19 protein-coding genes are annotated in these 21,524 nt (G+C 59.5%); 6 read left to right on the top strand and 13 right to left on the bottom strand.

Annotated features, from left to right (window positions below; translation table 11 throughout):
* Positions 1 to 103 precede the first annotated feature (103 nt).
* A complete protein-coding gene (locus EXZ61_RS05175) occupies positions 104 to 1,018 on the top strand; it encodes an EamA family transporter (protein WP_142809681.1) in 915 nt (304 codons plus the stop codon).
* A 96-nt stretch (positions 1,019 to 1,114) separates the two neighbouring features.
* Complete coding sequence (gene moaC, locus EXZ61_RS05170; protein WP_142809679.1) at positions 1,115 to 1,627, top strand: cyclic pyranopterin monophosphate synthase MoaC; 513 nt, start codon at positions 1,115 to 1,117, stop codon at positions 1,625 to 1,627.
* Between the two features lie 46 nt (positions 1,628 to 1,673).
* Here moaC and EXZ61_RS05165 read toward each other — a convergent pair whose 3' ends face one another.
* The 3 genes from EXZ61_RS05165 to EXZ61_RS05155 form a co-directional block, all read right to left on the bottom strand.
* A complete protein-coding gene (locus tag EXZ61_RS05165; RefSeq protein ID WP_142809678.1) occupies positions 1,674 to 2,822 on the bottom strand; it encodes a hypothetical protein in 1,149 nt (382 codons plus the stop codon).
* 23 nt (positions 2,823 to 2,845) lie between these two features.
* Positions 2,846 to 4,459 (bottom strand): histidine-type phosphatase, encoded by a 1,614-nt coding sequence (locus EXZ61_RS05160; RefSeq protein ID WP_142809676.1) that lies wholly within the window; start codon positions 4,457 to 4,459, stop codon positions 2,846 to 2,848.
* Between the two features lie 115 nt (positions 4,460 to 4,574).
* Positions 4,575 to 5,525, bottom strand: a complete 951-nt coding sequence (locus tag EXZ61_RS05155) for a LysR family transcriptional regulator (protein WP_142809673.1) — start codon at positions 5,523 to 5,525, stop codon at positions 4,575 to 4,577.
* A 123-nt stretch (positions 5,526 to 5,648) separates the two neighbouring features.
* On the opposite strand from EXZ61_RS05155, the gene EXZ61_RS05150 reads away from it, so the two are divergent.
* Positions 5,649 to 6,314 (top strand): NADPH-dependent F420 reductase, encoded by a 666-nt coding sequence (locus EXZ61_RS05150; protein WP_142809671.1) that lies wholly within the window; start codon positions 5,649 to 5,651, stop codon positions 6,312 to 6,314.
* Positions 6,315 to 6,331: 17 nt separating this feature from the next.
* Complete coding sequence (locus EXZ61_RS05145; protein WP_142809669.1) at positions 6,332 to 7,039, top strand: SDR family oxidoreductase; 708 nt, start codon at positions 6,332 to 6,334, stop codon at positions 7,037 to 7,039.
* Between the two features lie 164 nt (positions 7,040 to 7,203).
* Here EXZ61_RS05145 and EXZ61_RS05140 read toward each other — a convergent pair whose 3' ends face one another.
* A complete protein-coding gene (locus EXZ61_RS05140) occupies positions 7,204 to 8,406 on the bottom strand; it encodes an MFS transporter (RefSeq protein WP_142809668.1) in 1,203 nt (400 codons plus the stop codon).
* Between the two features lie 134 nt (positions 8,407 to 8,540).
* Here EXZ61_RS05140 and EXZ61_RS05135 point away from each other — a divergent pair, with 134 nt between their 5' ends.
* Positions 8,541 to 8,921 carry a nuclear transport factor 2 family protein gene (locus tag EXZ61_RS05135; RefSeq protein ID WP_142809665.1) on the top strand — a complete coding sequence of 127 codons (381 nt, stop codon included), beginning with the start codon at positions 8,541 to 8,543 and terminating at the stop codon, positions 8,919 to 8,921.
* A 312-nt stretch (positions 8,922 to 9,233) separates the two neighbouring features.
* Entirely contained in the window at positions 9,234 to 10,445 is a 1,212-nt protein-coding gene (locus EXZ61_RS05130) for a methyltransferase (RefSeq protein ID WP_178084835.1), read from the top strand.
* 60 nt (positions 10,446 to 10,505) lie between these two features.
* Here EXZ61_RS05130 and EXZ61_RS05125 read toward each other — a convergent pair whose 3' ends face one another.
* The 9 genes from EXZ61_RS05125 to EXZ61_RS05085 form a co-directional block, all read right to left on the bottom strand.
* Positions 10,506 to 10,766 (bottom strand): hypothetical protein, encoded by a 261-nt coding sequence (locus EXZ61_RS05125; RefSeq protein WP_142809663.1) that lies wholly within the window; start codon positions 10,764 to 10,766, stop codon positions 10,506 to 10,508.
* A gap of 390 nt (positions 10,767 to 11,156) precedes the next feature.
* Positions 11,157 to 12,683, bottom strand: a complete 1,527-nt coding sequence (locus tag EXZ61_RS05120) for a CoA-acylating methylmalonate-semialdehyde dehydrogenase (protein WP_142809661.1) — start codon at positions 12,681 to 12,683, stop codon at positions 11,157 to 11,159.
* Positions 12,684 to 12,705: 22 nt separating this feature from the next.
* Positions 12,706 to 13,521: a 5-deoxy-glucuronate isomerase gene (gene iolB, locus EXZ61_RS05115; RefSeq protein WP_142809658.1), complete on the bottom strand. Its 816-nt coding sequence runs from the start codon at positions 13,519 to 13,521 to the stop codon at positions 12,706 to 12,708.
* 10 nt (positions 13,522 to 13,531) lie between these two features.
* The gene (iolE, locus tag EXZ61_RS05110) at positions 13,532 to 14,458 is read right to left on the bottom strand and encodes a myo-inosose-2 dehydratase (RefSeq protein WP_142809656.1); all 927 of its coding nucleotides are present in this window, start codon (positions 14,456 to 14,458) and stop codon (positions 13,532 to 13,534) included.
* 51 nt (positions 14,459 to 14,509) lie between these two features.
* A complete protein-coding gene (gene iolD / locus EXZ61_RS05105) occupies positions 14,510 to 16,378 on the bottom strand; it encodes a 3D-(3,5/4)-trihydroxycyclohexane-1,2-dione acylhydrolase (decyclizing) (protein ID WP_142809654.1) in 1,869 nt (622 codons plus the stop codon).
* 37 nt (positions 16,379 to 16,415) lie between these two features.
* Positions 16,416 to 18,350, bottom strand: coding sequence for a bifunctional 5-dehydro-2-deoxygluconokinase/5-dehydro-2-deoxyphosphogluconate aldolase (locus EXZ61_RS05100; protein WP_142809652.1), 1,935 nt, complete (start codon positions 18,348 to 18,350; stop codon positions 16,416 to 16,418).
* Between the two features lie 7 nt (positions 18,351 to 18,357).
* Positions 18,358 to 19,143, bottom strand: a complete 786-nt coding sequence (locus EXZ61_RS05095) for an ATP-binding cassette domain-containing protein (protein WP_142809650.1) — start codon at positions 19,141 to 19,143, stop codon at positions 18,358 to 18,360.
* 19 nt (positions 19,144 to 19,162) lie between these two features.
* Positions 19,163 to 20,305 carry an ABC transporter permease gene (locus EXZ61_RS05090; RefSeq protein ID WP_142809648.1) on the bottom strand — a complete coding sequence of 381 codons (1,143 nt, stop codon included), beginning with the start codon at positions 20,303 to 20,305 and terminating at the stop codon, positions 19,163 to 19,165.
* A 119-nt stretch (positions 20,306 to 20,424) separates the two neighbouring features.
* Positions 20,425 to 21,462, bottom strand: a complete 1,038-nt coding sequence (locus EXZ61_RS05085; RefSeq protein WP_142809646.1) for a sugar ABC transporter substrate-binding protein — start codon at positions 21,460 to 21,462, stop codon at positions 20,425 to 20,427.
* Between the last annotated feature and the right edge of the window lie 62 nt (positions 21,463 to 21,524).

Raw genomic sequence — 21,524 nt, 5'->3', positions numbered from 1 at the left:
GACTGTGCAATTTGCACATATTAACTGTGTTAAGTATTCGTTTTTCATTGCTATTTGCACGATAAAGAATACGCAACTGTTTCAACCCAGATGCGCTACCCCCATGAAAACCAAAGACCTTTGCCTTGCTATCGCCGTTGCGGCGATTTGGGGACTCAACTTCTCCTTCATCAAACTCGGCGTGGCCCATGTGGACCCGTTTGTGTTGGCTGGCTTGCGCTTCACCCTCACGGCGCTGCCCCTCATCCTGTGGCTGCCACGCCGGTCCGTGGCTTGGCGCTGGCTGGTGCTCTACGGGCTCGCCTTTGGCGTGGGCACCTGGGGCCTAGTCACGCTGAGCGTGCGCGCGGGCTTGACGCCAGGGCTCGCAGCGTGGTTGCTGCAGTCCAGCGCCTTCATCACGCCTTGGATGGGCATGCTGTGGCTGGGGGACGCCTGGACCCGAGGGCAAAGGCTAGGAGCGGGCATTGCTCTGGCCGGATTTGGGGTGGTGCTTGCAGCCACAGGCGGCAACACCTCCGCGACAGGTATTGCCTTGGTGCTGTGCGCGGCCTTGGCCTTGAGTGTGGCCAACATCGTGGTCAAGCGCTCTGGAATCCAAGCCTCCAATGTGCTGGCTTTTTTGGCATGGTCTTGCCTGTTTGCGCCGCTGCCCCTGTTCGGCTTGGCATACGCCAGTGGTGGCAGCGCGGTGTTTACCGACTTGCCGCAACAATTTGGCGGCGTGGCGCTGGCGTCCCTCGCGTTTCAGGTTTACCCCACCACCGTGTTTGGCTACTGGGTGTGGAACACCCTCATGGCGCGTTACAGCAGCGCTGAAGTCGCCCCCGTGGCCTTGCTGGTTCCCATTTTTGCTTTGCTCTTTGCTTGGCTCATTTTTGGCACCACCACCACCGTGGGCCAAAGCCTGGGCATTGGCTTGATTCTGCTGGGCCTGTTGGTCAACACCTTTTACGGGCGTTGGCACAGTGGGCGGCAACTGCGCCGCCTACAGGCGCCCCAGCCACCTGCAGCTTGAATTCCGGCACACCGTCCTTACCTACACTTGAGGCATAGGTCGCACCTGGCGTCCAAGTGCGACCCTCGCAACCTTTAGGTAGACAAGGATTTCTCCATGAGCAACACCCCGAACAACAGCTCCGCACTGACCCACTTTGACACCAAGGGCGACGCCCATATGGTCAACATCTCGGCAAAACTGCCCACCCACCGCAAGGCCGTGGCGGGTGGACGCATCCAGATGAAGCAAAGCACCCTAGAGTTGATCCAAAACGCACAAGCTGCCAAAGGCGATGTGCTGGGCGTGGCCCGCGTAGCCGGAATCATGGCCGCCAAGAAGACGAGTGACTTGATTCCCCTGTGCCACCCCATCATGCTCACACGGGTGGCTATTGAGTTTGAGCCGGTACCGGCAACGGCCACTACGGGCCCTGCCATTCAATGCTTGGCCATTGCAGAGACCACCGGAGGCACAGGCGTGGAGATGGAAGCGCTGACCGCAGTACAAATCACCCTACTCACCATTTATGACATGTGCAAAGCCGTGGACAAAGGCATGGTGATGACTGACGTCAAGCTCTTGGAAAAACACGGCGGCAAGTCGGGCACTTACCTCGCTGCACCCTGATGGGCCCAAGCCACCATGAGTGGCTGTCTGCTTACACACGCGTGCGCTAATGCCCTAGCTTGCGCAGTGTGGCCCCAAGTTCGGCCGCTTGCGCTTGGATAGCTGAGACAACAGGGCTGTCATGCGCCAATACGGGCAGTAGGCGAGCCAAGTCGTCTGCATTTCCCTCACGCCAATAGCTGGCCACCAGCTGTGTGCCCAAAGGCTTAAAGCTGGGGAATGCGTTGTAGTCAGCCCCCGGCGGGCCGTCGCGACCGGGTAGCACTCGGCGCTCCCCAAGATAACCCGCAAAGCTGTAGAACGCGTCGCTAGGCGCTAAGTAAGCCAGTGCGTAAGTGGCCTCGTGCGCGGGGTCGCTCACGTCCGCCGATGCCATGCCCGACGCAGGTGCCAACTCCATCAGGTAGGGCAAGGTCTGTGAACTCACAAACCCCACAGCCCTCCGGATGGTGCGTCCAGTACGGTGGGGATACAGCTCATTTGACCGCACGGCAACATCTAACTCCAAACGTCCATCGCTAGCCACCTGGACACTTTGCCCATTCACCCCTTCTCCCAAAACATAGGTACGCACACCGTTGTGCTGCTGCAGCATCAACGCCACGGGCCGCTCTGACTCATTCAACACCACGGTGGCGGCCGTGTAGTGGTCTAACTGGTGCCAATCGTCCACATCCCCCATGCACTGCAAAGCCCAAGCCTGCCACCATGCCAAACCGGCCACCAAGCCTGAATGGCGAAACACCAAGTGGTAGCTCAAAAATTTAAACCGACGGGGCGGTCCCACGCCCAGCGCCACATCTGCAATGTCCACACGGGCAAAGACCTTGGCACCTGCAGTTTGGGCAGAGGAGTTGGGCCTGTGTGAAAAAACCGCCAAGGGGTCGGCTTTGAAGCGGTTCAGAACGTCTTGACTGGGCGCTTGAACCTGGACCTTGCCGTCACCCGAGACCAGGGTGCCATGGGCGATGTAGTCTCCATAAAAGTCAATAGGCCCTGCATGACCGGCGGGCAACCACACATGCGGCTTGTGGCGCTCTAGCAGCAAGCGTTCTTGGGCATCGGCGACCGTGGTTCGCCGTGGGTGTTGTTCGTAGTAACTGGCAAAGCCCGGGTGCTGCGAGAAGTTCGTGCCCGACGAGCATGCGCTCACCATGCAAGTTACTACAACCCAGTACACACTGTGCCACTTCATAGTGGCGCAGTATCGCACCGTAGCTACGGGTAGTAACAGGCCTTGAGTTTGGCGTAGTCGTAAAAGTAGCTAGTGGCACTGAGCTTGGCGCTGCTGCAACTGGCTTTGAAGTCCGTCTCTTTTTCGTTGTACAGCAGCTTGACCAACAGCCGGTTATCGCCATTGCGGTACACGTCCCATTGCATATTCGCGGCCATCGGTGAGACCTCTGCACCGCGCCATGGGTTACTGGCATAGCTAAACACGTACGCCTGCCCAAGCTGCTGCCCGGCACGCGGTAACCCCATATGTGCCGCTAAAGGAATCATGATCTCTGCATGCGCAAACCGCAGTTTGGCCGCGTGCTTGAACTGGCCATCCGCAATAGCGTCCACCTCGGCAAACAAATCGTCCACCAGTATCTGCGCCATTTTGTAGCTCACATCCCCCTTCTCTGTCATGCCTGGGCCTTTGTCGTAGAAATCGGCGGCATCGTTGAGCTCTGCAAACACCCTCGCTTGAGCGAGCGGCATGTATACCGAGAAATCAAGCTTGGCCTCTTCGCGTAGACCCGGGGCGATGGCGTACAGCTCATACAACATGGTCCCCGCGTCTGCCAAACTCTCAATGGTGGCTTTGCCGTCACCCGTCAGACGGGGCAAGAACTTCCCATCCTCGCTCACAAAAGCCATGGTGCCGCTGTTGGAAAAGCGGTACTGGCCCGACGCGAGCCTTTCGATGAACGCTTTGGTAAACAAACGCTCCAACACCGCACGCCCTGCATGATTGGCGGCATCTGTGGCCAATAGCGTGGCTTGTTTTTCCTGCAGCTCTGGATCGCTGTTTTTGTAGCGTTGGTAGGCTTGGCTTGCAGCGTATGTTCGGGCCAGGGGGTTGGCGGGGTTGGTGACTGCATCGGCCCCTTTCACCAGCTTGTGAAAGTAGAGCAAAAATCGGTTGGTACCCTCAGGCTGCGCTACGACCGAACCACCTTCCGGGTAAGGGCCCGGGGCGGCAGGTTTTCGAATCAAGGGGTTGAGCGCTGGCAGCCCTGTGACCAGCCCCTGCACAAAATAGTTGCCGCTGTCCACCGCACGGTCCACGCCCGAGGTCACCACCACCAGCTCACGCGCCGGCGCATCTTTGGCCACCTCGTCCCACAATCCAGGCAGGCGCTGCAGCATGCGTTGGGCCAATTTTTTGTGTTCACTTATGCCTACCAAGCTTTCGTTGCCGTAGCCAGGGTTGCTGATGCCTTCAACGCCATAGCCCAACAAAAAGTTAGCCTTCATCAACTGCAGCACATCAGGCCCCAAGCGCTCACCCAAAGGGGTCAGCGCCCCATCTGCCTGCGCTTGTCTCCACAGGTTGTAGATGGCCAAGTCAGACTTCATGCTTGATAAGCCACGCGAGCCATGCCGCGCCACCAGCTGCGTGTAAACAGGGCGGAAGCCCACCGGTGGCTCTTCGTAACTGGCTAGGTCTTGCAGAGGTGCGTACGGCGTTTTGGTTTGGTAGTGCTGCGAGCCCACCAGCAAAGCTTGCGGAGCATCTACGTTCCGTCCAGACGTGCTACATGCTGCCAACCCACACACAAAAAGGAAAAGGCCACTCAAGCGAAGCCAAGGGCAATGAGTCAATGGAACAGAGTTTTTCATTAGAAATAAGTGCACATTGCCAAAAAGCGAAACGCCAAGCCTGCCGACTCGTGTGATGTGCGCCAATTTTCCGTCATCGCATTACTTCACAAGGCAGCGGCACGGTGAGCTCCGACTAGGCCGAAAACGCTTGGAGCTCTGACAGTGAGGCGTGCAGCGCCTCAGCGTGTGCCAACTCCTGAAGCAAGAAATCTACCGTCACTCGGACACGGGGAGCCACCAACGCACGATGAGGATACTGCAAGGCCATAGACCTGCTGCCGCTGTGATGCGCCTTGGCCAACACCACCTTCAACTGCCCCGCTTTCAAGTGGATCCACGCATGGTGAAGACCAATTTGCGCAATCCCCATACCGCTTACCGCCGCTTCAACTGCAGCTTGAGGATCGGACACCACCAGGGCGCATGGCTCAGGCAAACGCTCTTGCAATGCACCCGCAACGGCAAACGTCCATGCGGAGGTTTGGCCCGTCAAAAAGCGCACAGCAATCAAGCGGTGGTGGTCTAAATCGTGCACCCGTTTAGGTACGCCGAACTTTGCCAAGTAGCTAGGTGCGGCAACCAACACAGTGACAAGGTTGCAGATGTGCCGAGACTCCAGGCTGGAGTCGGTCAGCTGACCTCCTCGCACCGCAATATCAAAGCCATCGCGCACGATGTCCACCTTGCGGTCATCAAAGTCGAGTTCCATCACGATAGCGGGGTACTTTTCTGCCAAACGCGGTAGCAAAGGCAATAAGTAGCGGTGCCCAAAGGCATTGCTGGTCGACACCCGAACTCGTCCTTGCGGATGTGCCCGCTGCGCGGCCACGGTATCAATGGCCGCGTCCAGCGCGTCAATGGCCTCGCGTGCACCTTGCAAGAACGCCTGCCCTTCACTGGTGAGTTGCAAAGAGCGGGTGCTGCGGTTCATCAGCCTCACGCCCAAGGCGCCTTCCAAACCGGCCACGTTCTTGCCAACCGCCGCTGAGCTGATGCCCAGCGCACGCGCAGCGGCCGCAAAACTGCCACGGTCTGCCGCCTGCACAAAGGACAGCATGGCTCTCACACGTTGGGTTGCATCCATGGCACATTGTAAACATGAGGTTGTGAATATGCGGCACATGAGTGCTATTCACATTGCGAATCAATACGCTGACACTTCAGTCCGTTATCACCCACCATCTATTTCACTTCAAAGGAAATCACCATGACAAACACCAACCCTAAAACAGTGGCCATCCTCGGCAATGGCGTGGTCGGCATCGCGCTGGCCAAGGGCTTTGCAGAGCTGGGGTATGCGGTCGTCTTCGGCACCCGCGATGCGCAAGGCGAAAAAACGGTTCAGGCCTTGGCTGCCGTGCCCGGGGCAACGGCTGCGTCCTTCAGTGAGGCCGCACGTGCGAGCAGCGTGGCGGTCTTGGCACTGCCATGGTCGGGCCTAGAGGCAGGCGTCTTGGCTGCTGGCGCTGAGAACCTGGCTGGAAAACTGGTTATTGACCCCAGCAATCCACTGGACTTCTCCACCGGTGCACCAACCCTGGCCGTTGGCCATACCGACTCTGCAGGCGAGCTCGTGCAACGCCTCTTGCCAACCGCCAAAGTCGTCAAAGCTTTCAACATCATCACCGCGGGCCACATGGTGCACCCCAAGCTGCTGGATGGAACACCGGACATGCTGATTGCCGGCAATGACGCCGAGGCCAAAGCACACGTAGGTGCATTGCTACTTGCCTTTGGCTGGCGCGCGCCGATCGACATGGGTGACATCACGGCCAGCCGCTTGCTGGAGCCCTTGGCCATGGTGTGGATCAGCTACGGCTTTCGCAACAACCATTGGACCCACGGCTTTAGCCTGCTGGGTCAAAAAGCGTAAGCACCACGGTGGCAGATATGAAACACACATTGATCGTGGGCGGTACGCGTGGCATCGGTTTTTCCACAGCCCAGCAGTTACTGCAATTGGGGCACCGCGTAACCATTACAGGGTTAAGCCCGGAGTCTGTTGACAAGGCCGTCACCCGTTTGGGTTCGCTTGCCAATGGAGTGGTCCTGAATCTAAAAGAACCCACTTCGTTTGCGGCGACCTTCGATAAGCTCGGTGCTCTGGACAACCTAGTGCTGGCGGGCAGCAGCGACATTGCATGGGGCGCCTTCTCAGCCGTCAACATGGGTGCCATCGTCACGGCGCTGCAAATGAAACTGATGGGCTATCTCGGCGTTGCGCAAGCCGCATTGCCAGTCATGGCGGCCAATGGCTCCATTACGTTTCTGGGCGGTGCCGCCGGGCGCGTGGCATTGCCTGGCACACTAGGTTTGGCCGTGGTTAACGGGGCACTTCAATCCGCCACCCGCACCTTGGCCAAAGAACTTGCGCCTCGACGGGTGAACCTTGTGTCGCCAGGCCTGACGGATACAGAGGCTTACGATCACCTGCCCCAAGAGCATAAGCAGCAGATGTTCGCTGGCGCTGCCGCCCGAATTCCGGTGGGTCGGACTGCAGAGTCTTATGAAGTCGCGCAAGTCGTTGTGCTGGCTGTCACCAACGGATTTATGAGTGGTGCGGTCCTGGATGTCGACGGTGGCTTGTCAGTGACCTGAACTTAGGCTCAATACGCCGGGGGCAACCAACGCCTTCGGCCTGCGCAAGTACAGGCTGTGCGTCGCTGGCGAGGCGTAAAGGCGCCATCCCACACCGAGGTAATGAGCAACGCAGAAATTTGCAATGCGGCTGGCCACAGCTGAAACATGGCTAGGCCAGCGCGCTACCTAGTCTGCGAAGCGTTCGCGTCCACAACCAGCACGCCCTGCGACTGATAGACCAGCACAAAGCCCATCAACACCGCCACGCAGGCTGCAAACCACATAAGCGCTTGGCTGTGGGTGGCTGTCATGGCCCAACCCGCGACGATTGGCCCAACGACCGCACTCAAGGAATACACCATCGACAAGGCACTCACGTTGCGTGCCATGTCGGCCGTAGGCGTTTTGGTGGCCGCGACAAGTGCCAAGGTTAAGAAACCCGTAATGAGTCCACCCAGTGCAAACATGCCGCCATAGGCCAAAAAGCTACCTGGCAACATGGCCAGCGCTGCAGCTAGCAGGCCTGTACCCGCCGCGCACACCACGCCTGTGGCTTTAAGACCCCAATGGTCGGCAAGCCAACCCACGGGGTATTGAAGTAAAAATCCCCCTAGGCCAAAGGCAGTGAGCAACTGGGTTACCTCTCCCACCGCAAAGCTGCGGTCTTGCGCAAAGATGGCGAACAAGCCCACCACGGCAGATTCCAACATGCCACCAAACAGTGCAATGGCCAAGCCCGCACGAAAAATGCCATACCCATAGGCACTGCGCAAGCTCTGGGACCAACTGGGCTGCGTGTGTGCATCATCCGCCACCGGTGGACGCCTGGCCAGCGCCAGAGGTACCAATGCAGACACGGTGAACGAAGCACCCACCCACAGCACCGTGTTACCTTGCACACCCCATTGCCCAGCAATAACAGGGGCCACCACGGGCGCCGCAGCAATCAGCGTTTCATGAAAACCCACCAAGCGACCCCGCGCATGCGCTGGGGCAATGTGGTACAGCCAGGGCTCCAAACCAATCCAGCGCAAGCCCATGCCAAAGCCAGCCAACACACCGCACAGCAAATACACAGGCCAGGCCCCTACGGCCAAGCCAAAGAGTGCGACTAAGGTACACAGCAAGCCAGCAATGACCACCCTGCGCGGCCCCAAGCTGCGGCACAGCGCAGGCGCAAGCGCCAAGCCCGGTAACTGCCCCATCCACAAGGAAGCGGCAAAGAAGCCCAGCTGCGCGGCATTGAGCCCCTGCTCCGCCAGCCACACCGGCACAATCACATACAGAATTCCGAACTGCCCCACCTGCGCCAACGCAGAGACGATGTTGAGCGCCGTGATGGTGCGCCAGTCGTAGCTGGCAGGGGGTGTGATGGCGGGCGTCATGGTGTGCGAGATAACAAAGGCGCAAGTCTAACGAGCGCATGTTTCAAGTGGACCAACGCAGGGGCGGAGCTTGGGCAAAGCATTGGCTGTACATTGGAATGGCACACCACAACAGCGAAAGGGAGCTATTCCAAATGACGGACAACATCACCACAGAAATTAACCACAGCGAAGAGCAACTGAGGCTCGCCATGCTTGCGTCTGATGTGCAAGCACTGGATGCACTCATTGCGCCAGACTTGGTGTTCACCACCCACTTTGGCTCTGTCATCACGAAACAAGAAGATCTGGCAGCGCACCAGTCAGGCACACTGAAATTTCACTCGATAGCGCTTTCTGAACAACGCGTCTTGGCTCTGGGTGGTGTTGTCTATGTATCGGTCCGGGCCAAGGTCACTGGCACGTATGCCAGTGCACCTTTCCAGAATGACTTGCGGTTTTCACGCATATGGCAACGTACCGAAAACAGCACGTGGCAAATTGCCGCGGGACACGCCACCGTCGTGCAGGCTTAGTCAAAAGTCCGCACTATCAATTCAGTAGCTAGTTACGCATACGCCGTAAGCGCTAGCGACCATTTATATCAAAAACCAAACTACGCCATCGCATAGGCAGCATATGCCTGGCGCCTAGCAGCCACTTCGCCGAAGGCATCACAAATTCAGCACCTTTGGGGAGGCGATTCATGGCAATGGCCGGGTGGAAGGCGTTGCACTGCGGTGCGTACCGAAATGAAGGAGCCAGCGACGGCCAGACGGGCGGAGCACACGAGCGCCTCAATCTGTTAAAAGGGTTCATTCTCCCTCTTGTGCTCTGCACCGACCCCCATGACCCACCCTACTCCCGGCGCAGACATCTCCAGCCCCGCCATGCCCACCATTTACTGGACTGAACATGGCGAAGAACAGCATGCACGGTGGCGCTCCGAGCGGGGCAGCCCCGCCCCTAAAAAGGTGGTCCTAGCAGACGACACCACCACCGCCGACACGGCCTACCGCTTGGCGTGTGAAGGCACCGCGCTGCTTTGGCGTGGAGACTTTCACAATGGCAGGCAACTGCTGCAGGCGCTGGGGCGGCGGGCCGACCAAGTGCCTGCACGCAAGCGCAAGAAGGCAGCGCAAGAAGTGCCTATCGTCGATGCGTTTCACCAGCACCGGCTGGCCCAATCACAGCGCGCCCGTATGTTGGGCATGCTGCTGATCCCCTTCAACGCCGACTACAGCGTGCCACTGCGGCGCGCACCAGATGTGCAAGCCGCCTGCACCGATGCTTGGGGGCCAGCGGCTCCTACTGAGGTGGCCTCGGTGGCATCGCTGCGGGAACTGCTGGGCGTGACCAGCGCACACGAATGGCGCAGGGTCGGCGTAGAAATTCCGTCGCTGGGCGATGCCCCTAACAACCGCATCCACCCGCATTACGGCGTGTTTTCGCCCGTGCGCGGTGAGTACATCCACCTGGTGGCCACCGCCCATTTGCCCAAGCCGCCCACCGGGCAAAGTACGCTGTTGGCATTTGACATTGGCACGGGCTCTGGGGTGTTGGCTGCCGTTCTGGCCAAGCGCGGTGTGGCCGCAGTGATTGCCACCGACCAAGACCCCCGCGCGTTGGACTGCGCGCGTGAAAACCTGAAACAGCTGGGTGTAGAGGCACAAGTGACCGTGGCCCAAATAGACCTATTCCCCGAAGGACGTGCCTCGCTGATTGTTTGCAACCCGCCTTGGCTGCCAGCGCGCGCCAGCTCCCCCGTTGAACGCGCCGTGTACGACGAGGGCGGAAAAATGTTGGCGGGTTTTCTCAAGGGTCTGACCGCCCACTTGGCGCCCAAGGGAGAGGGCTGGCTGATTCTGTCCAACTTGGCCGAGCACCTGGGTTTGCGCTCCCGCGACGAGCTTTTGGCGGCCATTGAGGCCAACGGCTTGAAGGTCATCAGCCGCATCGACGCCAAGCCACTGCACCCTAAGGCAGCGGACGCTGGTGACGCCTTGCACCAAGCGCGGTCGCGCGAGGTGACGTCCTTGTGGCGACTCGCGGCGGCATAAACCCCACGGTCGCTCCCCGTTGCCTAGGTGGGCATGCAGCGCAGGCTGCCTTATTGGGTTTTATCCACCTAGCTTGAGAGCCTCTTCAAACTCCGCAAGCTCTGCGGCAATGGCCGCATATTTTTTGGACTTGGCTCGGTTGTCGACCCACTGGAGGGTGGCGGCCTCTAGGTCTTCTTTGAAGTGCGCGAGTGCCGCTTCTTTGGCGGCTTGCGTCGCCGTTTTCTCGGTACTCGACCACAGGTCAATCAGATCAGACAGACCATTGTCGAATTCGTCGAAGGTCTCCAGGTGGATCCACTGGCCAGATTTATCGAACATGGTTTCTTTCAGGCATTGATGACGGGCTTATTGGATGCGGCTCCTAGACCTTTCCACGAAGTGTTGGGAAGATGATCCCAGGTCAGGGCCCTGCTGTTGATTGTAGGTCTCTGAATTCCACCATTGGCACCATCCACACGGATAGCGCGCGCGTCGCCGTGTAGACCTCAGCAACAGGCTTCGACCCCCGCGCGAACCTTGGATTTCCCGCCCGTGTGGCAGGTTCACCATGCAGAAGCGCCGCAAGCCACCCCCATAGCGTTGCGAGGGGTGCGTTGGGTGCAGGCCTAGCCAGCGGCAAGTCAAGATCGCCACCTCAGCCACTTACTCACTGATGCGCTGTCTACCCAAGAGACTACGCCGTAGTCTTGGCCCGAAGTAGCCCTAGCCCTACTTCGCCGTTGGCATCACAAACTCTGCGCCTTTGGCGATGCTTTCGGGCCAGCGTTGCATGATGGATTTTTGCTTGGTGTAGAAGCGCACGCCCTCTTCGCCATACGCATGCATGTCGCCAAACAGGCTCTTCTTCCAACCACCAAAGCCGTGCCAAGCCATGGGCACAGGGATGGGCACGTTGATGCCCACCATGCCCACTTGCACGCGACGGCTGAATTCGCGCGCCACGTTGCCGTCGCGGGTGAAGCAGGCCACACCATTGCCGAACTCGTGGTCGTTGATGATTTGCAAGGCTTTGGCAAAGTCAGGCACACGCACGCAGGCCAGCACCGGGCCAAAGATCTCTTCTTTGTAAATGCGCATGTCAGTGGTGACATGGTCAAACAAGGTGCCGCCCAGCCAGAAGCCTTGTGCGCAGCCCTCACCGGCTTGGGTGCCGTCAAAGCCTCTGCCATCGGCCAATAACTTCGCGCCTTCTTGCACGCCCAGGTCGATATAGCCGCTGATGCGCGCATGCGCTGCGGGCGTGACGATGGGGCCCATTTCTGCAGCCAGGTTGGTGCCGTTGAGCACCTTGAGCGCCTTGGTGCGTTCCAGCAGTTTAGGGATGACTTTGTCCGCCACATCACCCACCAGCACGGCCACGCTAATGGCCATGCAGCGCTCGCCGGCCGAGCCGTAGCCTGCACCGATCAGGGCGTCCACCACTTGGTTGATGTCGGCATCCGGCATGACCACCATGTGGTTCTTCGCGCCGCCCAAGGCTTGCACGCGTTTACCGTGGTGAGCGCCGGTTTCATAGATGGTGTTGGCAATGGGGGTCGAGCCCACAAAGCTCACCGCCTTGACATCGGGGTGCACCAAGAGTGCGTCCACCGCCTCTTTGTCACCCTGCACCACGTTAAACACGCCGTCTGGCAAGCCCGCTTGTTTGAGAAGTTTGGCCATGAACAAGCTGGGGGTGGGGTCAATCGGGCTGGGCTTGAGCACAAAGGTATTTCCCGCCGCAATAGCCACGGGGAACATCCACATGGGCACCATCACCGGGAAGTTGAATGGCGTAATGCCTGCCACTACGCCCAAGGGCTGGCGCAGCGTCCAGTTGTCGATGCCTGTGCTCACTTGGTCAGTGAAGTCGCCTTTGAGCAGCTGAGGAATACCGCAGGCAAATTCCACAATGTCGATACCGCGCGAGACCTCGCCCTGCGCATCGGTGAACACCTTGCCGTGCTCGGCGGTAATCATGTGCGCCAGCTCGTCTTTGTGCTGGTTGAGCAACTCCAAAAACTTGAACATGACGCGTGCACGGCGAATGGGTGGCGTGTCTGACCAGGCCGGAAACGCGGCTTGCGCTGAGGCGACAGCTGCGTCCACTTCGGCGGCATTGGCCAAGGCGACTGAGCCAGTGACTTGCCCGGTGGCGGGGTTAAACACCTCTTGTTGGCGGCCACTGGTGCCTGGGGTGACTTGGCCACGGATGTAGTGAGCAATGGAAGTAGGAATGGATGGGGGGCTAGACATGCAAGGCTTTCAATAAGTGGGGCTAGACGCTGGCGGGGGCCAGCATCCACTCGTGGGCGGGGTCGTTCTTGAAGACCCAAAAGCGGTTGGGCCCGGCCATCACGTTGAGGTAGTACAGGTCGTAGCCATGGGGGGCCACCACCGGGTGGTAGCCACGCGGCACCATGACCACGTCGTGGTTCTCCACGGCACAGGCCTCGTCCAAGCTGCGGTCGTCGGTGTACACCCGCTGGAACGCAAAGCCTTGGGGCGGGTTCAGGCGGTGGTAATACGTTTCTTCGAGCTGGGTCTCTACCGGCGGTTGCTCAATGTCGTGCTTGTGGGGCGGGTAGCTGCTGGAGTGGCTGGCAGGCGTTACCACCTCCACCACCAGCAAGTGCGCGGCGGTGGGGTCGTCGTGGGGCAATACGTCGCAGATGTAGCGGGTGTTGGTGCCCTTGCCACGCACACTGCGGCGCATGGTGGCGGGGTCTATCACCCGCACGCTGCCAGGGGTGCTACCTGCTGGCGCGGTGCACAACGCAACTTCCGCTGCAGACACGGCGCGCACCTGCACTTGGCTGCCTGCAGGCACATACACGGCGGCGGGCGACACCTCTTCAAACACGCTTTGGCGCTGCCCCAGTGCGGGGTAGGTGGTGCCGTCTACCGTCACATCGACCGTGCCGGTAAGTACTACCAAGCACAGCTCGCGGGCTTCGGTGCCAAACGCCTCGAACTCGCCCGCTTGCAGGCGCACAGCGCGAAAGCCCACATGGGTCCAGCCCGCGCGCTCGGGTGTCACGTTCACAATCTCACGCCCTTGGTGGGCGGCTTTGGCTAGTAAAGGGCTGACCATATTTGCCGTCTCAGGCCAGGCTCTTAACCAAAGCGTTCAGGGTTTCAAAGCCCTTCCTGGCATAGGCATAGCTGGGGGCTACAGCAGGGTCTTGCTCCGCCTCCACCACCAGCCAACCTTCATAGCCTGCTTCACGCAAGGTGGTGAGCACTTCGCGGTAGTCGATGCTGCCGTCACCAGGCACGGTAAAGGTGCCATTGAGCACACCACTCAAAAAGCTCCAACCGTCGTTGCGGGCTTGGGCAATGACCGGGGTGCGCACGTCTTTGCAATGCACATGGACTACGCGCTTGACGTGTTTCTTGAGCAAAGCTACGGTGTCGGTTGCGCCACCAAAGTAGGCATGGCCGGTGTCGTACAGCAAGAACACCTTGGCAGGATCGGTCAGCGTCATCAGCTTGTCGATGTCCGTCGGCGACTCCACATAGGCACCCATGTGGTGGTGGTACGCCAGCTTGATGCCGTAGGTCTTGATGAGGTGTTCACCAAAGGCGTTCAGGCGCTCGGCATAGGCAAGCCACAAAGCATCGTTGGCAAACTGCGGGCGCTTGGACACGGGTGTATCCATTTGGCCTTGCACGGTGCCCGCGCATTCGCCATAGACCACCACCTTCACGCCGTTGTATTGCAGCTTGCTCATGTGCGCTTTGCAGCGCTCGATTTCAGCGGCTACAGCCGTCGAGTTCGTTTGGCCTGGCTCCAATTCGGCCAAAAAGCCTGAGTACCAGCCCGACACGCAGGCCAGCCCGTACTCGTCTAACTTGGCCTTCAAGCCTGGGCCATCTTTGGGAAATTTGTTGCCTAGCTCAAAGCCCACGTAGCCAATCTCTTTGCCTTCGCGCAGCGCGGTTTCCAGAGGCGTTTCGCCACCTAGTGAGGGCATGTCGTCGTTGAACCAAGAAATAGGGTTGATGCCGATTTGTACGTTCCAAGTCATGAATTTTCCTTTTGCAGTGTCTGCTGAGTTCTCAAGAATAGGGGGGTGGTGCTACACACGCTGTGCATTTTTTGCGACCAGGTATTGGAGGTGTGCCGCCTTCACTTCGGCACGCTCAGACACTTCTGGGATGGCGACCTCCCACCAGCAGCCACCGTCTTCCGTGGTGCGGGTGTGTGTGGTGTCAATCACGATCACCTGCGTCTTGGTGGCTGCGCGTGCGGCTTGCATGGCGGCTTTGAGCTCCGCCACATTGGCCACATGCACGCCGCCTGCGCCCATGCTGCGGGCATGCATAGCAAAGTCAATCTCACTGGGGTTGCCGCCTTCAGGCACGCAGTCGTCCAGCAGGTTGTTAAAGCGCGGATTGCCCGTGGCCAGTTGCAAACGCTGAATGCAACCATAGCCCCGGTTGTCCAGCACCACGATGATGAGCTTTTTGCCCAGCATGACGGAGGTGGCGATCTCGGAGTTCATCATCATGTAAGAGCCATCGCCCACCATGACGATGACTTCTTGCGCGGGACGCGCCATCTTGACGCCCATGCCGCCCGCAATCTCGTAGCCCATGCAGGAGTAGCCATACTCCATGTGGTAGTTGCCCGGCAGGGTTGCACGCCACAGCTTGTGCAGCTCGGCAGGCAATGTGCCTGCGGCGCACACCGCTACGTCATGCTCGCCGCTGTTGCCACCCGTGTCGTTCAGCGAGTCACGCACCGCGCCAATCACCTCTGCGTCGTAGGGCAGCACATCGCTTGGCGTAGCAATGGTGAGCGCGGTGACACGAGCCTCCCAGCGCGAGGCCAGGTCTTTGCCACGTGCGGTCCACGCAGCATCGGCTACCCACGCGCCTAAGGCGCTGCTCAGCTGCTCCAGGCCCACACGGGCGTCAGCCACCAAGGCCAGGCTGCGCCATTTGTGGGCGTCCATGCTGTTGACGTTCAAACCCACGATGGTGGCTTTGGCAAACAGGCTGTGCGAGCCGGTAGTGAAGTCTTGCAGGCGCGTGCCCACGGCCAGCACCACATCGGCCTCGGCAGCCATGGCATTGGCTGCGGGCGAGCCGGTAACGCCAATGGCACCCAAGTTCAGCGGGTGGTCCCAGGCCAAGCTGCTCTTGCCCGCTTGCGACTCCACCACGGGCACGCCATGGGCCTGCGCAAAGGCACGCAAGGCATCCCACGCTTGCGAATACAAAACACCACCACCCACAACAATGAGCGGTTGCTTGGCAGCGCGCAGCGCTTCGGTGGCGCGGCGCAACTCAAACGCATCCGCTGGCGGACGGCGAAAGCGAATCGTCTCAGGCTGCAAGAAGCTCTCAGGGCAATCCAAAGCCTGGGTTTGCACGTCTTGTGGCAGCGCCAAACACACCGGGCCGCAGTTGGCGGGGTCGGTCATGACCTGAATGGCGCGTGGCAAGGCCGTCAAAATTTGGCGGGCATCGGTGATGCGGTCAAAGTAGCGGGTCACGGGCCTGAAGGCATCGTTCGCACTGAGGTCGCCTTGGGCAAAGTCTTCGATTTGCTGCAGCACCGGGTCCGGCGCACGCGACGTAAAGGTGTCGCCCGGCAAGAGCAGCACGGGCAAGCGGTTCACATGGGCCAGCGCTGCGGCGGTGACCAAATTAGTAGCGCCAGGGCCAATGGAGGTGGTCACCGCCATGATGCGTTGGCGAAACTGGGCTTTGCTGTACGCAATAGCCGCATGCGCCATGGCTTGCTCGTTGTGCGCCCGGTAGGTGGGCAAGTCGGTGCGGCTGGCCCACAGGGCTTCGCCCAGACCAGCCACATTGCCGTGGCCAAAAATAGAAAACACCCCGCCGCAATAAGGCTGCACGGTGCCGTCGTTCATCTCCACGCGCAGTGCAGCCAAATGGCGCACTAGGGCCTGGGTCATGGTGAGTTTTTGCGTTGTCATCCGAATCGTTGTGTAAGTTGTGACTTGCGCGCAGTGCTTAGGACTTGCGCTTGCGCCAGGCGTCTACCAAGACGGCAAAGTTAGCAGCAACCTCTTGCACCAACATAGCGTCCGTAATTTCGTTTTTCAACCAACGCAAAGACGCGCTGGCCCATAGCGTGCGCCCCACCATAAAGCCTTTGACGATGGGGTTGGTCGCCAGTGCAAAGCTGTCCACCAGCACTTGCAAAGGTTGGTTCAAGCCCAGAATCACCGCACCACGGCAGTAGGGGTCGCGCTCCGCCACCAAGGCTTGCAAGTCGCTCCAACCCTGTGCTTGCAAGGGCGCTAGCTTCCACCACTCGGGCTTCACGCCCAGGTTGTAAAAGCGTTTGACTGCGCGCAGCACGGCGGCGTCTTCGGTGCCCGCTGGCGTCATGGCGCGGGGGCAAATGATTTCTAGCAAGAGTTCGTTACCGCTGGCGCGTGTGGCTTCCCACAACTCCAGCACACGCTGCTCTTGCTCTAGGCGCAGGGTATACGCATCATCGGGGTGGTAGTGCACCAAGCATTTCACCACTTGCTCGGTGGGCCACTGGGTGAGCGCGGTGCCAATCGAGCGTGTGCCGTCAAAGCGCAAGGGGCGTGAGCCAGGCAGCTCCACAGGACGACCCACCCACCAGCCACGGCCGGTCGCGCTGGCCAAGGCGTCGGCGCCGTAGTCGCCACCGTCCACCAGCACACCGGTGTGGCCTTGGAGTTGGTGGCTTTTTTCTACCTGTTCAGCGGCTTGCACCAGCAGCTTTTTCAAGGCGGGGATGCGGGCATCAGAAACGCCTGCTTCACGGCTTAATTCAAAGAACTGGCTGCGGTGGTCAAAGGCCATCACGCACAGCTCGTTCCACACAGGGCGCGCGGCAGTCACGCGGTGCAAATGCTTGAGTTGTTGGTCAGCATCGACCTTGGGGTTGCGGCTGCCCCCAAACCAATGGGCCAGCTCGGCTGGCGTAGGCATCGCGGCAGAACACGCGTGGCGCGACACCACAATGGCGCCACAGGCATTGGCCACTTGCGTGGCTTGCGCCCAGTCTTTGCCTTGCAGCAAACTGGCCATGAGGCCCGACAAAAATGCGTCGCCCGCGCCCAGCACGTTGAGCACTTCCACACGCTCGCCTTGGTAGGTCGGGGCATCGTTGATGTTGGCCGGAATGTCACCCTCAATCACCGCGCAGCCCAAGGCTCCGCGCTTCACCACCAAAGTGGCCTTGCTCACCGCACGCACGGCCTGCAAGCTGGCAATCAAATCGTCAGCCACGCCGCCGGCAATAAAGAACTCTTCTTCGGTGCCTACCAGCAGGTCAAACTGGGGCAACACCTCTTGCAGTTGCTGGGTGACTGCGGCGTCGGGAACGTAGCGGTTTTCGCCAGCACCGCGCGGGGTCAGGCCCCACAGCACAGGGCGGTAGTCAATGTCCAGCACCCGCACCACGCCATGGGTGTGCGCATGGCGCAGCGCTACCTGGGCCGCAGCACGGGTGCCGGGGGTAGACAAGTGCGTACCGGTAATGGCCAGGGCGCGGCAGCGGGCGATAAAGGCCTCGTCAATCAGGCGTGCATCCAAGGCCATATCGGCGCAGTTTTCGCGCACAAACAAGAGCGGAAATGTGTCACGGTCTTTGATACCCAAAAGCACCAGCGCGGTTAAGCGGTGGGGGTCGACTTGAACTTGGCTGGTGTCGCAGCCCGTGGCGTTCAAGGTGTCGGTCAAGAACCGGCCCATTTGCTCGTTGCCCACGCGAGAAATCATGGCGCTCTTGAGCCCCAAGCGGGCCACACCAAATGCCAGGTTGGCAGAACTGCCGCCCAAGTACATGGCCATGCTGCGCGCGTCTTCCAAGCGGCTGCCCATTTGCTGCGCGTACAGGTCAACGGCTAGGCGGCCCAAGCACGCCAAGTCAAAGTCGCGCCCTGCGGGAAATTTCAAGTGTGTCATGCGCGCCTTAAATGGTTACACCGTCTAAATCGGCCATGAGTTTTTGCATCTCTTCGCCACCGGCCATCATGTCCAAGACTTCGTCCTTGCTCACGTCTTTCTTCAAATACGTGCCCAAAGACTTACCCCGGTTGAGCAGCGTGAAGCTGTCTGCGATAGGGTAAGCGTGGTTCACATTGTGGGTGATGAAAATGACCGAAATGCCCCGCGCACGGGCCTTGGCAATGAGCTTGAGCACATTGGCCGATTGCTTCACCCCCAAGGCAGCGGTAGGCTCGTCCAGAATCAACACCTTGGCGCCAAAGTGAATCGCGCGGGCAATGGCCAAGCACTGCTTCTCGCCGCCCGACATGGTGCCAATCATCTGGTTGGCATCGCGAATGCGAATGCCCATGTCGCGCAGCTTGTCGCCCGCGGTTCGGGCCGCATGGTGGTGGTCCATCACCGGCAAAAAGCCGAACAGTTTTTTGACCGGCTCGCGGCCCATGAAGAAGTTGCGCGCCACACTCATCAGGGGCACCAACGCCAGGTCTTGGTACACGGTACCAATGCCTAGGTCCAAGGCTTCGCGTGGCGAGTTAAAGCGCACGGGCTTGCCTTCCAAGATGTACTGGCCTTTGTCTGGGGCATGCACACCCGCCAAGGTCTTGATCAGGGTGGACTTGCCTGCCCCGTTGTCACCCAGCAGGCAGTGCACTTCGCCACGGCGCAGGCGCAGTGTGACGCCACCCAGGGCGATCACCGAGCCAAAGTATTTGCTCACGTCTTCGAGCTGAAGAATGTAGTCAGTCATGCTGTTTCTCTGTCAATGTTTAGCGGCGGCCCAAGGCAAAGCGGGTGCGGATGTAGTTGTTAAAGAGCACCGCAATCAGCAGCATCAAGCCCAAGAACACGCGGTACCAGTTGTTGTCAATGCTGGTGTAGCCAATGCCAATTTGCACCATGCCAAAGATCAAGGCACCAAACGCTGCCCCCACCACCGAGCCATAGCCACCGGTGAGCAAGCAGCCGCCAATCACCGCGGCGATGATGGCTTCAAACTCTTTTTGCAAGCCCCGGTCGGCTGCTGCAGAGCCGGCGTCTGCCACTTGCAAGACCGCGAACACAGTGGAGCAAAACGCCATGAACACAAACAAGCTGATCTTGACGCGCGCCACCGGTATGCCCACATTCTTGGCCGCGTTGGCATCACCACCCACGGCCTGAATCCAGTTGCCCATGCGGGTGCGGGCCAACACAAAGGCGCCTGCCGCTGTCAACGCAAACCACCACACCACGGCCTTGGGCAAACCAGTTGCCAAGGCGGTGCCATCGTCACGCGCAGCAATCACCCCCATGCGGGCCAGTGCATCAAACACCCCCGTCAGGGTGTAGCCATGGAAGAAGAAAGAAATCACGGGATCGGTGGCAAACATGTCACGCAAGACCAAGTCGCCATTGCCGCTCAAAATGGTTTTGCCAGTGAAGATGACGGACACCGCCAAGGATAGGCCACGCAGAATAAAGAAGAAGGCCAAAGTCACAATAAAAGACGGCAAGCCGGTGCGCACCACCAGCCAGCCGTTGAGCCAGCCCAAGGCCAATGCGACGGCAAACGCAAATACGGTGGCCAACCACAAAGGCCAGCCCCAGTACAAGGCGGGTATGGCCAAGAGCATGCCGGCAAAGCCAATCATGGAGCCCACCGACAAATCAAACTCACCGGCAATCATGAGCAGCGCTGCGCCCACGGCCAACACGCCCAGGTAAGCGGCAACAGTGCTCCAGTTCACCACGCCTTCGGCGCTAAACATGCCAGAGCCGCCTGCGCTGACCGCAAACATGGCAATCACCAACAGGGTTCCCGCCAAGGCGCCGAACTCGGGGCGCGACATCAGTTTGCGCAAGGGGCTGACCTCGCGCACCCGGTCATCCGTGGGTGCAGCAGGTGCTGGGTTGGGGGCTTGGGGGGTCATAAGGGTCGCGTCCATCATTCTGGCTTTGGCTTGGGGTACGAGGAAATGGAGGGCCTTTTCAGAGGCCTTAAGACAGGGTCAAAGGCACGCGTGTGCCTAAGACCCTGGGGGACTACGCGTTAACGGTATTGGCCAGCGTATTTTTCAACCTTGCCAATGTTTTCCTTGGTCACAAAGCCAGGGCCAGAACCAATGTGGCGTGGGCCGTAAGCAGGTGCCAAGCCGTATTCAGCAAAGCGTGCAGCCGTCTTGGCGTTGGCTTTTACTGCGGCAGACACAGCGGCCAAATCCGTGGACTTGGTGGACTTCATGGTCGCAAGCACCGCCACAGGGATGTAGCCTTGCAAGTACGGTTGTTGGTCAATACCAAACTTCACCGAACCGTCTTTGATGCCCTTGGAAATTTCGTCGGACAAATCGAAAGTCGCCATCCACATCTTGCCCTTCAGGCCTGCTTTTTCCAGCACTTTCAAAGTGGGGTGGGCCGAGGTTGGCCCCAGGGTCAGCACCGCACCGGTAGTGGGGTTTTGACGCAAGTAAGCCGACACTTTGGCTTCGATGCCCGTTGGGTCTTCGCCAGAGTCAATGGTGCTCTTCTTGAAGTCCGCGCCAATGGCTTCCGCAAAACCACGGCAACGCTCAAACGATGCAGGGTTGGTGGCGTAATGGTTCACGCACAAGAAAGACTTCACACCGTCAGCTTTGGCACGCATGCCCGCGCCCTTGCCTGCCTCGTACTCAGGTTGGCCCACATGCATGATGGCGCCCAGCTTCTCGCTTTGCTCGGTGGTGCCGGAGTTGATGGTGATCACCGGAATCTTCTTGTCCGTGAGCTTCTTGATGGAGCTTTGCAGCACGTTGTAGTCCGCAATCGTCACGATCACGCCGTCATAGCCTTGGGCTGCGGCCTGCTCAATCAAACGCGCCATGTCGGCCAAGTCGCCGTTGGCGGGGTTGCGGTAGTCCACCTGCACGCCGTAGTCTTCACCAGCTTGCTTGACCGAGTTTTTGATGGTGTTCCACCAAGAGTCAGAGTCGGGCGCGTGACTGATCAGGGCGATCTTGGATTGCGCCGCTGCAAATCCGCTGGCAGCCACCAAGGCGGTGACCAACAGAGTTTTAGCAAACGACTTGCGGGATAGGTTCAGGCTTTTCATACAGTCTCCAATTTTCTAGTTCAACAAGTGGTTAACAGGTAAGGGACAGTTCGCTGCGAAAC

The sequence above is a fragment of the Rhodoferax aquaticus genome, from assembly GCF_006974105.1.
Lineage (GTDB): Bacteria > Pseudomonadota > Gammaproteobacteria > Burkholderiales > Burkholderiaceae_C > Allorhodoferax > Allorhodoferax aquaticus_A.
This window is presented reverse-complemented; position numbering and strand designations above follow the sequence as displayed.

Bases quoted from the DNA above. Each gene is read 5' to 3' on its own strand.
- EXZ61_RS05155 (WP_142809673.1), bottom strand. From the start codon at position 5,525: ATGGATGCAACCCAACGTGTGAGAGCCATGCTGTCCTTTGTGCAGGCG.
- EXZ61_RS05165 (WP_142809678.1), bottom strand. From the start codon at position 2,822: ATGAAGTGGCACAGTGTGTACTGGGTTGTAGTAACTTGCATGGTGAGC.
- EXZ61_RS05100 (WP_142809652.1), bottom strand. From the start codon at position 18,350: ATGACACACTTGAAATTTCCCGCAGGGCGCGACTTTGACTTGGCGTGC.
- iolD (WP_142809654.1), bottom strand. From the start codon at position 16,378: ATGACAACGCAAAAACTCACCATGACCCAGGCCCTAGTGCGCCATTTG.
- EXZ61_RS05135 (WP_142809665.1), top strand. From the start codon at position 8,541: ATGACGGACAACATCACCACAGAAATTAACCACAGCGAAGAGCAACTG.
- EXZ61_RS05120 (WP_142809661.1), bottom strand. From the start codon at position 12,683: ATGTCTAGCCCCCCATCCATTCCTACTTCCATTGCTCACTACATCCGT.
- EXZ61_RS05125 (WP_142809663.1), bottom strand. From the start codon at position 10,766: ATGTTCGATAAATCTGGCCAGTGGATCCACCTGGAGACCTTCGACGAA.
- EXZ61_RS05160 (WP_142809676.1), bottom strand. From the start codon at position 4,459: ATGAAAAACTCTGTTCCATTGACTCATTGCCCTTGGCTTCGCTTGAGT.
- EXZ61_RS05095 (WP_142809650.1), bottom strand. From the start codon at position 19,143: ATGACTGACTACATTCTTCAGCTCGAAGACGTGAGCAAATACTTTGGC.
- EXZ61_RS05140 (WP_142809668.1), bottom strand. From the start codon at position 8,406: ATGACGCCCGCCATCACACCCCCTGCCAGCTACGACTGGCGCACCATC.
- EXZ61_RS05085 (WP_142809646.1), bottom strand. From the start codon at position 21,462: ATGAAAAGCCTGAACCTATCCCGCAAGTCGTTTGCTAAAACTCTGTTG.
- iolB (WP_142809658.1), bottom strand. From the start codon at position 13,521: ATGGTCAGCCCTTTACTAGCCAAAGCCGCCCACCAAGGGCGTGAGATT.
- EXZ61_RS05090 (WP_142809648.1), bottom strand. From the start codon at position 20,305: ATGACCCCCCAAGCCCCCAACCCAGCACCTGCTGCACCCACGGATGAC.
- EXZ61_RS05175 (WP_142809681.1), top strand. From the start codon at position 104: ATGAAAACCAAAGACCTTTGCCTTGCTATCGCCGTTGCGGCGATTTGG.
- EXZ61_RS05150 (WP_142809671.1), top strand. From the start codon at position 5,649: ATGACAAACACCAACCCTAAAACAGTGGCCATCCTCGGCAATGGCGTG.
- EXZ61_RS05145 (WP_142809669.1), top strand. From the start codon at position 6,332: ATGAAACACACATTGATCGTGGGCGGTACGCGTGGCATCGGTTTTTCC.
- iolE (WP_142809656.1), bottom strand. From the start codon at position 14,458: ATGACTTGGAACGTACAAATCGGCATCAACCCTATTTCTTGGTTCAAC.
- moaC (WP_142809679.1), top strand. From the start codon at position 1,115: ATGAGCAACACCCCGAACAACAGCTCCGCACTGACCCACTTTGACACC.
- EXZ61_RS05130 (WP_178084835.1), top strand. From the start codon at position 9,234: ATGACCCACCCTACTCCCGGCGCAGACATCTCCAGCCCCGCCATGCCC.